Origin of the sequence: Nostoc sp. DedQUE04 (genome assembly GCF_034530995.1) — a bacterium.
Classification (GTDB): Bacteria; Cyanobacteriota; Cyanobacteriia; order Cyanobacteriales; family Nostocaceae; genus Nostoc.
The window spans coordinates 40,839-53,946 of the sequence record NZ_JAVRCA010000041.1 but is presented as its reverse complement, the minus strand read 5'-3'; the positions used below and the strand labels follow the sequence as shown (position 1 = coordinate 53,946).

The 13,108-nt window shown below is 42.6% G+C and carries 8 protein-coding genes; 2 read left to right on the top strand and 6 right to left on the bottom strand.

From position 1 onward, the window contains the following. Nucleotides 1-252: 252 nt before the first annotated feature. The 6 genes from RM049_RS24550 to RM049_RS24525 all read right to left on the bottom strand — a co-directional run bounded on the left by RM049_RS24550 (nucleotide 253) and on the right by RM049_RS24525 (nucleotide 9,695). Nucleotides 253-2,280 (bottom strand): serine/threonine-protein kinase, encoded by a 2,028-nt coding sequence (locus RM049_RS24550; protein ID WP_322706013.1) that lies wholly within the window; start codon nucleotides 2,278-2,280, stop codon nucleotides 253-255. Between the two features lie 524 nt (nucleotides 2,281-2,804). Further along, the gene (locus RM049_RS24545; RefSeq protein ID WP_322706012.1) at nucleotides 2,805-3,899 is read right to left on the bottom strand and encodes a serine/threonine-protein kinase; all 1,095 of its coding nucleotides are present in this window, start codon (nucleotides 3,897-3,899) and stop codon (nucleotides 2,805-2,807) included. Between the two features lie 465 nt (nucleotides 3,900-4,364). Next, complete coding sequence (locus RM049_RS24540) at nucleotides 4,365-4,925, bottom strand: hypothetical protein (protein ID WP_322706011.1); 561 nt, start codon at nucleotides 4,923-4,925, stop codon at nucleotides 4,365-4,367. Nucleotides 4,926-5,060: 135 nt separating this feature from the next. Then, nucleotides 5,061-6,284 (bottom strand): type II secretion system F family protein, encoded by a 1,224-nt coding sequence (locus RM049_RS24535; protein ID WP_322706010.1) that lies wholly within the window; start codon nucleotides 6,282-6,284, stop codon nucleotides 5,061-5,063. Between the two features lie 134 nt (nucleotides 6,285-6,418). Further along, a complete protein-coding gene (locus tag RM049_RS24530; RefSeq protein WP_322706009.1) occupies nucleotides 6,419-7,546 on the bottom strand; it encodes a type IV pilus twitching motility protein PilT in 1,128 nt (375 codons plus the stop codon). 142 nt (nucleotides 7,547-7,688) lie between these two features. Further along, entirely contained in the window at nucleotides 7,689-9,695 is a 2,007-nt protein-coding gene (locus tag RM049_RS24525; protein ID WP_322692951.1) for a GspE/PulE family protein, read from the bottom strand. Nucleotides 9,696-10,057: 362 nt separating this feature from the next. Here RM049_RS24525 and grpE point away from each other — a divergent pair, with 362 nt between their 5' ends. Then, nucleotides 10,058-10,807, top strand: a complete 750-nt coding sequence (grpE, locus tag RM049_RS24520) for a nucleotide exchange factor GrpE (RefSeq protein ID WP_322673113.1) — start codon at nucleotides 10,058-10,060, stop codon at nucleotides 10,805-10,807. A gap of 227 nt (nucleotides 10,808-11,034) precedes the next feature. Then, nucleotides 11,035-12,993, top strand: a complete 1,959-nt coding sequence (gene dnaK / locus RM049_RS24515; RefSeq protein ID WP_322706008.1) for a molecular chaperone DnaK — start codon at nucleotides 11,035-11,037, stop codon at nucleotides 12,991-12,993. Nucleotides 12,994-13,108: the final 115 nt, after the last annotated feature.

Here is a 13,108-nt window from a genome sequence, read left to right as displayed (position 1 = left end):
AAAGGTGGATGAACGAGTCTTTGATGTGGATTCATCCAGTTCAAAGGTGGATGAACGAGTCTTTGATGTGGATTCATCCAGTTCAAAGGTGGATTAACGAGATTCTAATACCAATTTGAAAAAAGAATGCGACAGATACATACGGACATACCTTTGTTCTGTCTGGCTTTCTTAATGTATGAATTTTGAATGCGTGAATTTTGAATTGGTATAACTCTCCTTTATCGCCAATCCCCAATCCCTAATTCCCACTCACTCAGACAACCGCCAAATCTTAATCGTGTTATCTTCACTACCGCTAACAAGGGTTTTGCCATCGGGAGTGAAGGTAACAGATGTGACGGTGTTGGTGTGCCCTGCTAATGTGAGAATTTCTTCTCCTGTAGCTGTATTCCACAGTTTGATAGTGCGATCGCGGCTACCACTAGCAACAATTTTACCATCGGTACTGAAGGCTACGGATGTGACAGTATTGCTATGTCCCGCTAAGGTGCGAAGTTCTCTTCCCGTAGCTAAATTCCAAAGTTTAATGGTGCGATCGCGGCTAGCACTGGCTAAAGTTTTACCATTTGGGCTAATAGCCACAGTTGTCACTGTTTGAGAATTTCCTTCTAGTGTGCGGATTGGGTATCCCTTTGCTAGATTCCAGATTTTGATCGTCTTGTCAAAACTGCCACTGGCCAGAATCACACCATTAGGACTAATAGCCACTGACCGCACCCAAAATGTATGCCCTGCTAGTGTCCGAATTTGCTCTCCTGTTGCCAAATCCCAGATTTTAATCGTGTTGTCATCACTAGCACTAACTAAAGTCTCGCTATCAGCACTGATGGCTAGGGCATGAACTGAGTCAGAATGCCCTATAAGAGTGCGAATTTGTTTTCGCGTTGCCAAATTCCAGATTTTAATCGTGTTGTCATCACTAGCACTAACTAGAAGTTTGCCATCTGGACTAATTACGACGACATTCACCTGCTGAAAATGCCCTTTGAGTGAAGCGATTAGTTTTCCGGTTGCGAGATTCCAAAGTTTGATAGTGCCATCGTCACCACTGCTGGCTATGGTTTTACCATCAGGACTGATGGCGACAGATAAAACTGAGTTTTCGTGTCCTTGGAGGGTGTTAGCTAAGGAAACTTTACCCAAGCTAATCTGGCTCAAAATCGCATTATTTTTACTAGGACTATTTTGTTGCATCAACCTAGAGACCAAACTGGTTTGAATCTGGCGAAAATTTTTATACCAAGATTCGCTGAATCCAAACAACAGAATGAAAGCACTTACCAAGATTAAAATTCTCAGTAAGGGATAGCTTTTTGGTAAAGCTGGTGCTTTAGTTGGTGGTAATTTCCCAGATGACTTACCCGCAGGTGGCAATGCGAGGAGTTGTTTTGGAGTCAAATCTCTCAGGACTTCTTCGGCTGACTGGTAACGTTCCTGGATATCTTTTTTCAAAAGCTTGTCGATGACAAAATCCAATTCAGGATTTAACGGACTCCGCAAATATTCCCGCCAATTACTTACCCAAGCGTACCCAGATTCCATCCACAACTGAAATGGGGAATTTCCCGTTAGCAGATGAAAGCAGGTAGCCCCCACACCGAACAAGTCGCTGGCGGGGAAAGCTTTCCCATCTCTGATTTGTTCTAGGGGAGAATAACCATGCGAACCAATGGATGTGCCAGATTTCTGCTGAACTTTGGCGGTAAATTGCTTTGAGGAGCCAAAATCAATCAAACTTAATCGCCCATCATTTTTATTGCGGATAATATTTTCTGGCTTGATGTCTCGATGAATAATTTTGCGATCGTGGATAAATTTTAGGATGGGTAGTAAATCTAGCAAAATAGATTGAATGTCTCTAGCGTTATAAGCCTTGCGCTGTTGCAACTCCTTTAACAAATTATCTCCATTAATAAACTGCTGCACCAAATATAGGCAGCCGTCTTGCTCAAAATAAGCTATCAAAGTCGGAATTTGAGGATGTTCCCCAAGGTCTTGTAGTCGCTGCGCTTCTTCGGCGAACAACTCCATCGCCTTTTTTTGCGACCAAGTTCCTTGGAATTTTGGAGCTAATTGCTTGATAACACAGCGTTCATTGAGTTTATCTACGTCTTCTGATAGATAGGTTCTGCCAAATCCCCCCTCATCTGAAAGGACTCGGATCACACGAAAGCGATTTCTTAAAAGTGACACCAGCGGGGTGCTACAACTTTGGCAAAACTTCTTTCCATTGGGATTCAGGGGATTTGAGCAATCGGGATTTAAGCAGCAGATCATGATCTGACAGGCGCGACTGCATGACAACTTAGGCTAAGTTTGTCCCGAACTTTCCCTTAAAATAATTGACTCTCGCTTACTTGTGGTAGATAAACCCTGTTCTGGGGATTGGGGAATTACTTATATAGTTAGCTTTTGTAAATAGTAGTCAGTCTTCCTCATCTGTGGAAAACTACGAGAGCCATAAGATTAATTATTCTATCGATTATATAATAATCTGAATAAAAATATTTTTTTGAACTTTTAAACCTAGTAATTTTGCTTGTATCTTGGCAAGCGACAACTGACTAAGTATTGAATATAAACCTTGATTAATGAATCATTACTGACTATCAAATATAGTTAAAATGCTTACTAAATTTGTTTTAGCTATTTTCAATTGCCCATAATTAATTATTCATTTGATACTTCAGCTAAAAAGGCTGCAACTTACAGCAAATTTCAAGTCGATGTGATACACAAGCTAAGTCTGTTACCCAGGTATAAAGCATGTTTTACTCCTGAATTCTGAATTCTGCTATATGTTATCTTGTTTCCTTGAATCTTGCTCTCCATTTCCGAATGGCATTAGCAGTTCTAGCTACAGGTGGCATGTATACATCATAATTTTCGTGTTGTATAATTTCATGCTGTGTAATTTTGTTTTGTGTAATTTCGTGTTGTGTAATACTTTTATTATTTAATTTTTGGGTAGTTAAACAGTTAGCCAAAGTAGGCAAATAACTTTCACTACTTAAAGCTTTCATCACTTCATCGGCAGTCTTAAACCGCTCCTCTAAAGTAATTTTCACCATTTTTCCTAAAATCTGGGCGAAACTGTTGCTGATATTTACCTGTTTTTGCCAAGATATTTCACCAGTTTTTGGGTCGTAGTCCAATTCTAAAGGACTTTTAGCAGTCAACATAAAAATGCAAGTTACACCCAGTGCATAAATATCACTGGCATAAACTGGACGTAAAGAAAACTGTTCTGGTGGTGCAAATCCCCTAGTACCGATAAAGTTGGTATTGACGGCTTGATTGATTGAGTTTTCACAAACATCAACTAATTTCTCTTTCACCGCACCAAAATCAATCAGCACTATGCGTCCATCATATTCACACCGCAATAAATTCTGAGGCTTAATATCCCGATGAATTACATGATGTTTATGAAGATACTGTAAGACAGGTAATAATTCCTGTAAGAATTGCTTAACTGAGGATTCACTTTTGGGCCCAGTTTGCCGCACTTCTCGCGCCAAAGTCAAACCTGGCACATATTCTTGAATTAAAAAAAACTCCCCATTTGCCTGAAAGTAGTCTAATAACATGGGAATTTGCGAATGACTACCGAGTTGTCCCAAAATTCTTGCTTCTTTTTCAAAGCGCATACATGCCCTTTGCCAACTTTGGGGACTAGTCACTTTTGGACAAAGCTGTTTAATAACACACAGTGGCTTTCCAGGTAATACGGCATTTTTGGCTAAAAATGTTACGCCAAAACCACCTCTACCTAAAATTTGCAGTATTTCATAGCGATCGCGAAATAGCCGTTTGGAACCACACATCTGACTCAACTGAGTTGGTTGTGAAATGCTCTCTTGATAATTCGTTGTTTTTTGAGGAAAACGATTCATTAGTATAAAGTATCTGCTTTTAAATGTTTCTAATTTTATGACAATTCTTTATTGGCAACAGTAAGATTACTGAATCTTTGTCAAATCCTCATTACTCTTCAAAAAGTAAAAATAAATTTTTGTAGAACTAGTCCTTTCACGGATGTGTGACGATCTAATTTGTAGTTTTGTAAAGGTGAAAGTCTGTTGCGTGGGTATTTATAAAAATTTTGTATGAAGATACACATAATAAAACCCTTCTAGTTTAGCAAAAGGGGGACGGCGTAGCCGGAGGTAAAAATATGCAGTTTTACGCTGAGTACATTTATAGATGCAAGGACTTACATTTTTACGTTCGCGGAGCGTCCCGCAGGGATGGGATGTTTTTTTGACTATACAGCAGATTTCAAACTAGTTAGGTACACAACGATTCGTCTGTTACCCAGGTATAAAGCGTATTTTACTCTTGAATTCTGCTGTAAGTACCTAAGGTGGTGGAGTTTGTGAAGAGAAAATATCTGTGAGATTCTCCTCAACCAGCAAATCTGGTGTTTGTATAATAAATGGGAGTTCAGCTCCCATAAGACCTCTTTGGATGCGTTCTAAAGTCTCACTAAAAACGATAAACAGAGGATATACAGTATTAGCTCCCTCACTCAAAATATGACTGTGACGCAGAGGCATCAACCACTCATAATCATTGTCTAGATAAACTTGGGTTTGTCGCCAACGTCCTAACAAATCAGAAAAGTCTTCGTCAGCGCGATGAATAAAGACTAAAATTTCTGCACCAGTTTTGATTTTCCACTCTGGATCGCACATCAAAATTGCCACATCACAGGGTAAGCAAATCGTTTTTAAGGCTGTTGTAGCAGGATTGCGAAGCCGAACAATTGGCAAGGGTATAGTGATGACACTTTCATCTGGACGGCGCAGACTGGGAATCATCTCCAAGTAGGGCCGATATTGCTTTAATAAGGCGATCGCAGCTAGATGATTGCTGTACTCTGCCAAACTCGCTTCGTACTGAGATTTTTGCACAGTCATAGTTTATTAAATAATGAGGAGTGAGGAGTGAGGAGTTAGGAGTTAAGAATAAAATTAATTAGTGATAAGCTAAAAGTTAGGAATAAAAAATTTTAATTCCTAACTCATAACTTTTAACTCTTAACTATTAATCCTTTATCCCAGCTTTTCAAATACTGCAAACATAGGCAGATACATCGCTAGCAAAATGGTTCCAACCATTCCCCCTAGAACCACAATCATCACCGGTTCCAAAATACTGGTCATTGCTTTTACTGCTTGCTCGACTTCATCTTCATAGAAATCGGCAACTTTCATCAACATTCCATCTAATTCTCCAGTTTCTTCTCCGATACTAATCATCTGAATTGCCATAGCCGGAAAAACGGCATCTTTTTGTAAAGCAATGCTAATCATGCCTCCTTGTTGAATCTCCATCCGGGCAGCGTCTATGGCATTAGCAATCACTTGGTTTCCTGATGTGTCTCGGACAATTTCTAAGCAAGTTAAAATTGGTACACCTGAACGAGTCAAAGAACCAAAAGTCCGGCTAAAGCGGGCAACTGAAGATTTTTGAATTAAGTCACCAAACAATGGCATCTTCAAGGAAAAACGATCGATTGTGATGCGACCAACAGGAGTTTTAGAGTATTGTGTAAAAGCAAATTTCAGTCCGATAAGAGCAGCAAGAAGAACTAAAGCACCTGGACTTCTCAGAAATTTACTAGCATCCATCAAGAATTGCGTTAGAGGTGGTAATGTGATTCCAAGTTGTACAAAAATCGTGGCAAAAATCGGAATCAAAAAAATAGTCATACCAAGAAAGATAGCAACTGCGATAAAACCCACGACCGTTGGATAAGACAGTGCTGATTTAATTTGGTTTTGTAAACGAGCAACATCTTCTAATAACTTGGCTAAACGATTTAATACTTCGTCTAGAACACCGCCAACTTCGCCAGCTTGAATCATACTCACGTATAATCCATCAAAACAGTCAGGATGCTTCCGCATTGCCTCTGAAAGATTCATTCCGCTTTGAACATCGGTGCTAATGTCTACAAGGGCTTGTTTCAATTTAGTATTACTACACTGTTCGGAAAGCACCCCCAAACTTCTAACGATCGCAACTCCCGCATTCATCAAAACGGCAAATTGACGCGAAAAAACGGCTTTGTCTTTCACAGAAACCTTAACTAAAGAATTCTGGAAATTTTTGAAGGCAACATCTGGCTGAAATCCCTGAGATTGCTTGAGTTCTTGGATTACAAAACCTTGATCTCTAAGATTAGTACGAGCTTGTACCAAGGATTCGGCAACAATTTTTTCTGTTCGAGATTTCCCTTGCGAATCCCGAACACGGGCAACGAAGTTTGGCATAAAATAAATTCAAAATAGTTGTTATTAATTGGGCATGAGACAATTTTATTTGTGATTTTGGATTGAGGATTTTGGATTAAATTTCAATCTAAAATCCAAAATCTAAAATCTAAAATTATTACTCCCCAGTTCCTTTAATGTGCTTTGGTTGCCGCACCAGGTTTAGCACCTGCTGCCTGCGGTGGTACAGAAGTACCGATGAGACGTTGAATTTCATCAGGCTTAGAAGTCTTAGACATCGCCGCTTCAAAAGAAATCGTTCCGGCTTTGTAAAAATCGGCTAAAACCTTCTCTAGAGTTTGCATTCCCAATTTGCCGCCAGTTTGAATCGCTGAGTAAATTTGAGATGTTTTACCTTCTCGAATCAAGTTAGAAATAGCAGGAGTGACAATCAGAATTTCTTGAGCCATTACCCGACCATACTCACCAGGTTTAGGGCTTTTCTTGGACACTAAGGTTTGGCTAAATACCCCCACCAATGAGTTAGACAATTGCACCCGCACTTGGGTTTGTCTTTCATGGGGGAAAACGTCAATAATCCGGTCAACTGTTTGGGCGGCGGAACTCGTGTGTAGCGTACCGAATACCAAGTGTCCTGTTTCCGCAGCTGAAATCGCCAAAGAAATTGTTTCCAAATCGCGCATTTCCCCTACCAGAATAATATCTGGATCTTCACGCAGGGCTGCTTTCAAAGCATTAGCAAAGCTTTTAGTATCTTCTCCCAGTTGTCGCTGGTGAACCAAGCTTTTAATTGGTTCATAGACAAATTCAATTGGGTCTTCCACCGTTAAAATATGCTCTGCCTTGGTGCGGTTAATCAAGTCAATCATTGCCGCTAGAGTAGTTGTCTTGCCAGAACCTGTAGGGCCTGTCACCAGAATAAGTCCTCTAGGCTTATCGCACATTTCCCGCACGATATCTGGCAGACCTAATTTTTCAAAGTTAGGAATTTTAGAACTTAATGCTCGTAAGCAAGCAGCATAAGCACCACGCTCTTTATAGACATTGACCCGGAAACGAGCCAAACCCTTAACACCATAAGAACAATCCAACTCCCAAGTCTGCTCTAAGGTTTTACGCTGGGTGTTGTTGAGCATACTAAAAATCAGCCTTTGACATTGATCGGCTGTCAATACATGCTCACCTATAGGAGTAAGTTTGCCACTGATGCGGAAGTAGGGAGGTAAACCTGCGGATAAGTGCATATCCGAGCCACCCATCTCAATCAACTGCTCCATCAAGTCTTCAATCATCATTTCCATAGTTCTGCTTCCTTTTAATGTTTTTTATTTGTCATTTGTCATTTGTCCGTTGTCATTTGTCCTTTGTCCTTTGTCCTTTGTTATTTGTCAGTTGTTTAAAGTTATTAAGCATTCACCAATGACTAATGACTAATGACTATTCTTAAAACCGAGCTGTCATACAGTAAGGACAATCCAGCCATTCTTGTTTCAATGTGGCATCACAACTTCGGCAGGTAAGACCTGTCTTACGTTTGGCTTTTAACTCTGCTTCCAAACCAGTATCAGTAAACGTCACTCGTTCTACTTCTTCTAGAGTGGTGGAACCTTCACGCACTAAGTCCAAACTGTAAGCCAGCAAGGTCTTCATGCCCTCTTCTATTGCCACTTCTTTGATGCGTTCTGTAGGTGCATCTTCGTTGATTAGAGTTTGCAGGTTTTCGGTGACTCGCATGACTTCATAAACACCACAACGCCCTTTGTAGCCGACACCATTACATTTTGGACAAAGGTTATTTTTGGCTTTGGCATCTGCGATCGCATCTAATGTCAAGGTGTTAGCTTTATAGAAGGTGACTCCGACATCTGAGGAAGCTGATAGACCATAACGAGCTAGTTCCTCGGTTGTGGGAGTGTAGGGGACACGACATTCAGAACATACACGCCGCACCAAACGTTGAGCTAAAACGCCAATTAGGGAACTAGAAACCATGAAAGGCTCAATCCCCATTTCTCCCAAACGAGCGATCGCTCCTGGGGCATCATTGGTATGTAAGGTAGTTAATACTAAGTGACCGGTCAAGGCAGCTTCAATTGCGGTTTTTGCCGTTTCCTTATCCCGCGTTTCACCCACCAGTAGCACATCTGGATCTTGTCGCAAGAAAGCCCGCAACGCGGTAGCAAAATCTAGCCCTTTTTCCCGAATCACCTGTACTTGAGTAATCCCTGGAAGGCTATACTCAATTGGGTCTTCTACTGTACTGATATTAATACCGGGATCGTTCTTTTCTGAAAGTGCAGAATACAGCGAAGTTGTTTTTCCCGAACCAGTTGGCCCAGTTACCAAAATTAACCCAAAGGGACGGCTAACCATATCCTTGACAATGTTCAAAGTCTCTGGATCGGTAATTAACTTATCTAATCCCAGTTGGGTGGAGGAGTTATCCAAAATCCGCAGTACCACCTTTTCCCCGTAGCGACTGGGTAAGGTATTCACCCGGAAGTCCACCTTACGTCCCTCAAACAGCCGTCGGATGCGTCCATCTTGGGGTAGACGGCGTTCAGCAATGTCTAGATTGGAGATGATTTTAAATCGGGCTGTCACCGCTGGGATGATTTTTTTCGGCATTGAGGGGAAAGCTTCACGCAGTACGCCATCTTTCCGAAAGCGAATGCGTAAGTTTTCTTCTTGCGGTTCAATATGAATGTCAGAAACGCCCTCATGTAAGGCTTTAGCCAGGATTCTGTTGACTAGGTTGATAACTGGGGCATCCTCTGCACCCTTCATCGCTGCCCCTAGATCGGCCTCCATTTCTTCAGGAGCATCCGAAATATCGAGATTTCCGAGATTTTCTAAATCCTGACTAATATCTGTAGAGTTTTCTCGTTCTAGGTGCTTTTGCCGAACAGCCATTTCATCCAAATATTGGTTGATTAGCTGTTGGTAGTCTTCCTGGGTAATCACCATGCGCTGCAATGCCAAGCCTTGGGGGCGCAAGATGCGGTTCAGGTCATCAGAAGCTTCTAGATTATCTGGAGCAACCATCGCCACTAAAACTGAGGGCGGGGTTTGGTCTTCGTGTTTCGATAGTGGTACTAAACGATGGCGACGGCAGATATCCACTGGGATGAGGGTTTCAATCAGGTTCCCCATCATCGTGTTGCCAACGGAATTGACTTCTGGATCGAGGAATTCAACTCCGTATAATATTTTCAGTTCAAATAGTTGCTGTTTTTTGTATTGCCTAAGCAACTCAGGCGATAGTTGTTGCCCAGTGATTGACTCTAATACTTCTGTTAAGGGTCTGCCAGATTTGCGGCTTTCAATTAATGCCTGCCTCATCTGTTCGGTATTGACATAGCCAGATTGCACTAGCTTATTGCCGAAGGGCGAAAACTCTGTTCTGGTAGTTAGAGCGGTACTGCGCCGTTGTGGTGACGAGTAAGTCATAGATGAGCGAATGAGTAGGGGGAACCTCTGCTTAAAGTATTCCCCTACTCTGAGATAGAATTCTCATTTCCCAAAAAAGTCCTGAGTCACGTCGCTTTGCTTTGAATTCAAAATTAAAGATATTTTCAAATAACATAAGGGGCGAGTCACATTCAGCGCTACTATTGCAAACTACTCGTTCGGGTTCCCGCCTTAATAGCGTCTGGGCTAACGTGTTCACCATTTGTCACAATAAGAGGACGGTTACATCACTTCCAGGAACTTGTCGGCAATAAAATCAGCCTCAGTGGCATGTCGTGGATGACGACGGTTGCAAGCTGTGGAGATACACTGCCATAAATAGGATCTGGAATGAATAGACAATGATCGATGAAAATAAACAGATAAACAATACAAGCCAGCAATTGGGTGAACCAACAGAGGTAAAGCAAGCAATGAAGAGTGACTTCCCAGCCCAAGTTAATTTCAATGAATCTGGCAGCGAGGTGACAGAGCAAGTGGCGGGCCAAACAAATGTATCGGGGGATACTGCTACCGTCAATTCAGAAAATAGCGTCGCTGCAACTGAGAAAACTGGAGTGGAAACAGCAGCTTTGGCAGAACTGACTCAACAAATCGAGTCCGTCAAAACGCAACTGGAAGAGCGTAGTACTCAATATATGCGGATCGCCGCTGATTTTGAGAATTACCGGAAACGCACTAGCAAAGAAAAAGAAGACCTAGAGTTGCAGGTGAAGCGGAATACGATTTTGGAATTGCTACCAATAGTCGATAATTTTGAGCGGGCGCGATCGCACCTCAAACCGCAGTCTGAGGGCGAAATGACCATGCACAAAAGTTACCAAGGCGTTTATAAACAATTAGTAGATAGCTTGAAACGCTTGGGTGTATCGCCAATGCGTCCCGAAGGTCAAGAATTCGATCCTAACCTGCACGAAGCAGTAATGCGGGAACCTACGGATGAACATCCTGAAGGAACAGTGTTAGAAGAGTTAGTGCGCGGATATTACTTGGGCGATCGCGTGCTACGCCATGCAATGGTCAAAGTAGCTGCTCCCAAGGAAGATACACCTTTTGCACCAGAAGATCAGTCGAGTTCAGCCAGCAGTTAAGCTGTAGTCGCTCGTCTCGCTGACCTCAAGTGCCTGGGTTATAGCAAAGACGAGCATCGCGTACCTAAAACTTGGACAAGGCTTTGGATAACTCTCTGTGTTTCAACTTCTTTCTTGCTAGCAGCAACAGGCGTTCCACAGATGTTATCCGCTAGCCTTTGTTCTTAGCAAAAAAGTTAGTCCGCGACATATTACAGCAGAAATATTCAGTAAAAATACTGGTAAATATGGGAAAAGTTATTGGGATCGACTTAGGCACTACTAACAGTTGCGTCGCAGTTTTGGAGGGTGGTCAACCACTTGTGATCTCCAATTCTGAAGGTGGACGAACTACTCCAAGTATTGTGGGATTTGGGAAGAGTGGCGATCGCTTGGTTGGTCAATTGGCAAAGCGCCAAGCCGTAACCAATGCTGAAAACACAATTTACAGTATTAAACGATTCATCGGGCGGCGTTGGGAAGATACTGAAGTAGAACGCGCTCGCGTCCCCTACAACTGCATCAAAGGTCGAGATGAGACCGTTGATGTCCAAATTCGCTCAAAAAACTATACGCCCCAAGAATTATCCGCGATGATCCTGCAAAAGCTGAAGCAGGATGCAGAAAACTTTTTGGGTGAGGAAGTTACTCAAGCAGTGATCACCGTACCAGCATATTTCACAGATGCCCAAAGACAAGCAACTAAAGATGCTGGCACAATTGCTGGACTAGAAGTTCTGCGAATCATTAATGAACCAACAGCTGCGGCTTTAGCTTTCGGATTGGAAAAGCAAGACCAAGAGCAGCTAATTTTAGTATTTGACTTGGGAGGCGGTACTTTTGACGTATCGATCCTGCAACTTGGGGATGGCGTTTTTGAAGTAAAGGCGACTTGTGGTAACAACCACTTGGGTGGAGACGACTTTGATAATGCGATCGTCCTTTGGATGATGGAACGTTTCCAAGAACAAGAGAAAATCGACCTTTCCAAAGACAAAATGGCACTGCAACGCCTGCGGGAAGCTGCGGAAAAGGCAAAAATTGAACTCTCCAGCATGGTGAATACCTCCATCAACTTGCCCTTTATCACAGCGGATGACACCGGGCCAAAGCATCTGGAGATGGAACTCAGTCGCTCGAAATTTGAAGAACTCGCCGCGAAATTAATTGAAGCGACCATCGAACCACTGATCCAATCGCTCAAAGATGCGGATCTCAAACCAGAAGCCATAGATCGGATTATTTTGGTAGGTGGTTCTACCCGTATTCCGGCAGTCCAAAACGCGCTAATTAAGTTTTTCAACGGCAAAGCTCCCGATCGCTCCATCAACCCTGACGAAGCCGTAGCATTGGGAGCGGCTATTCAAGCAGGTGTGTTAGGTGGTGAAGTCGATAATCTTTTACTACTGGATGTCACCCCTCTGTCCTTGGGAATTGAAACTTTGGGTGAAGTGTTCACCAAAATCATTGAACGCAACACTACAATTCCTACAAGTCGGTCACAAGTTTTTTCCACCGCCGTTGATGGGCAAACCTCAGTGGAAATTCACATCCTCCAAGGTGAACGGGCGATGTCACGAGATAACAAGAGTCTCGGCAAGTTTTTGCTAGCAGGAATTCCCCCATCGCCCCGTGGTGTACCGCAAATTGAAGTATCCTTTGAAATCGATGTCAACGGCATCTTGAAGGTTTCTGCCCAAGATAAAGGTACAGGTAGAGAACAGAGTATCAGGATTACCAATACAGGTGGTTTGAGTAGCAACGAAGTCGAACGGATGCGCCAAGAGGCCGAACTGTTTTCCGAAGAAGATAAAAGACGTAAAGAACTGGTTGAACTCAAAAACCAAGCAGATAATTTGTTGTTCAGTTATGAATCCACCATCAAGGATAATAGCAACTTTATCGGCGAGCAGATGAAAACCTTGGCTAGTGAAAAAGTTGCACAACTCCAAGCGGCAATGATTGACCCCAGCATTTCCACAGTGGAATTTAAGCAGCGCTTAGACGACTTCCAACAAACCTTGTTTGCAATTGGTGCTGATGTTTATAATCGAGCCAACAGCCAAACTGATGAGATTGAGGGAGGTTCATCTGGTCACTTTACCCCAGAAGTAGACTCACCAATGAATGGCACGCTAATACCACAATTCAACTTTGATTTTGACGAAGAAAGTACCGCTCAGGCTGATTATGAGGCGATAGATTAGGGGTTGGGCATTGGGCATAAGAGGCAGAGGGGCAAGGGGGCGGAGGGGCAGAGGGGCAGAGGGGAAAAACTTACTGCAACTTCTCCTCTGCTCCCCTGCTCCCCCACTCTCCTAA

Bases quoted from the DNA above. Each gene is read 5' to 3' on its own strand.
- RM049_RS24525 (WP_322692951.1), bottom strand. From the start codon at position 9,695: ATGACTTACTCGTCACCACAACGGCGCAGTACCGCTCTAACTACCAGA.
- RM049_RS24540 (WP_322706011.1), bottom strand. From the start codon at position 4,925: ATGACTGTGCAAAAATCTCAGTACGAAGCGAGTTTGGCAGAGTACAGC.
- grpE (WP_322673113.1), top strand. From the start codon at position 10,058: ATGATCGATGAAAATAAACAGATAAACAATACAAGCCAGCAATTGGGT.
- RM049_RS24550 (WP_322706013.1), bottom strand. From the start codon at position 2,280: ATGATCTGCTGCTTAAATCCCGATTGCTCAAATCCCCTGAATCCCAAT.
- RM049_RS24530 (WP_322706009.1), bottom strand. From the start codon at position 7,546: ATGGAAATGATGATTGAAGACTTGATGGAGCAGTTGATTGAGATGGGT.
- dnaK (WP_322706008.1), top strand. From the start codon at position 11,035: ATGGGAAAAGTTATTGGGATCGACTTAGGCACTACTAACAGTTGCGTC.
- RM049_RS24545 (WP_322706012.1), bottom strand. From the start codon at position 3,899: ATGAATCGTTTTCCTCAAAAAACAACGAATTATCAAGAGAGCATTTCA.
- RM049_RS24535 (WP_322706010.1), bottom strand. From the start codon at position 6,284: ATGCCAAACTTCGTTGCCCGTGTTCGGGATTCGCAAGGGAAATCTCGA.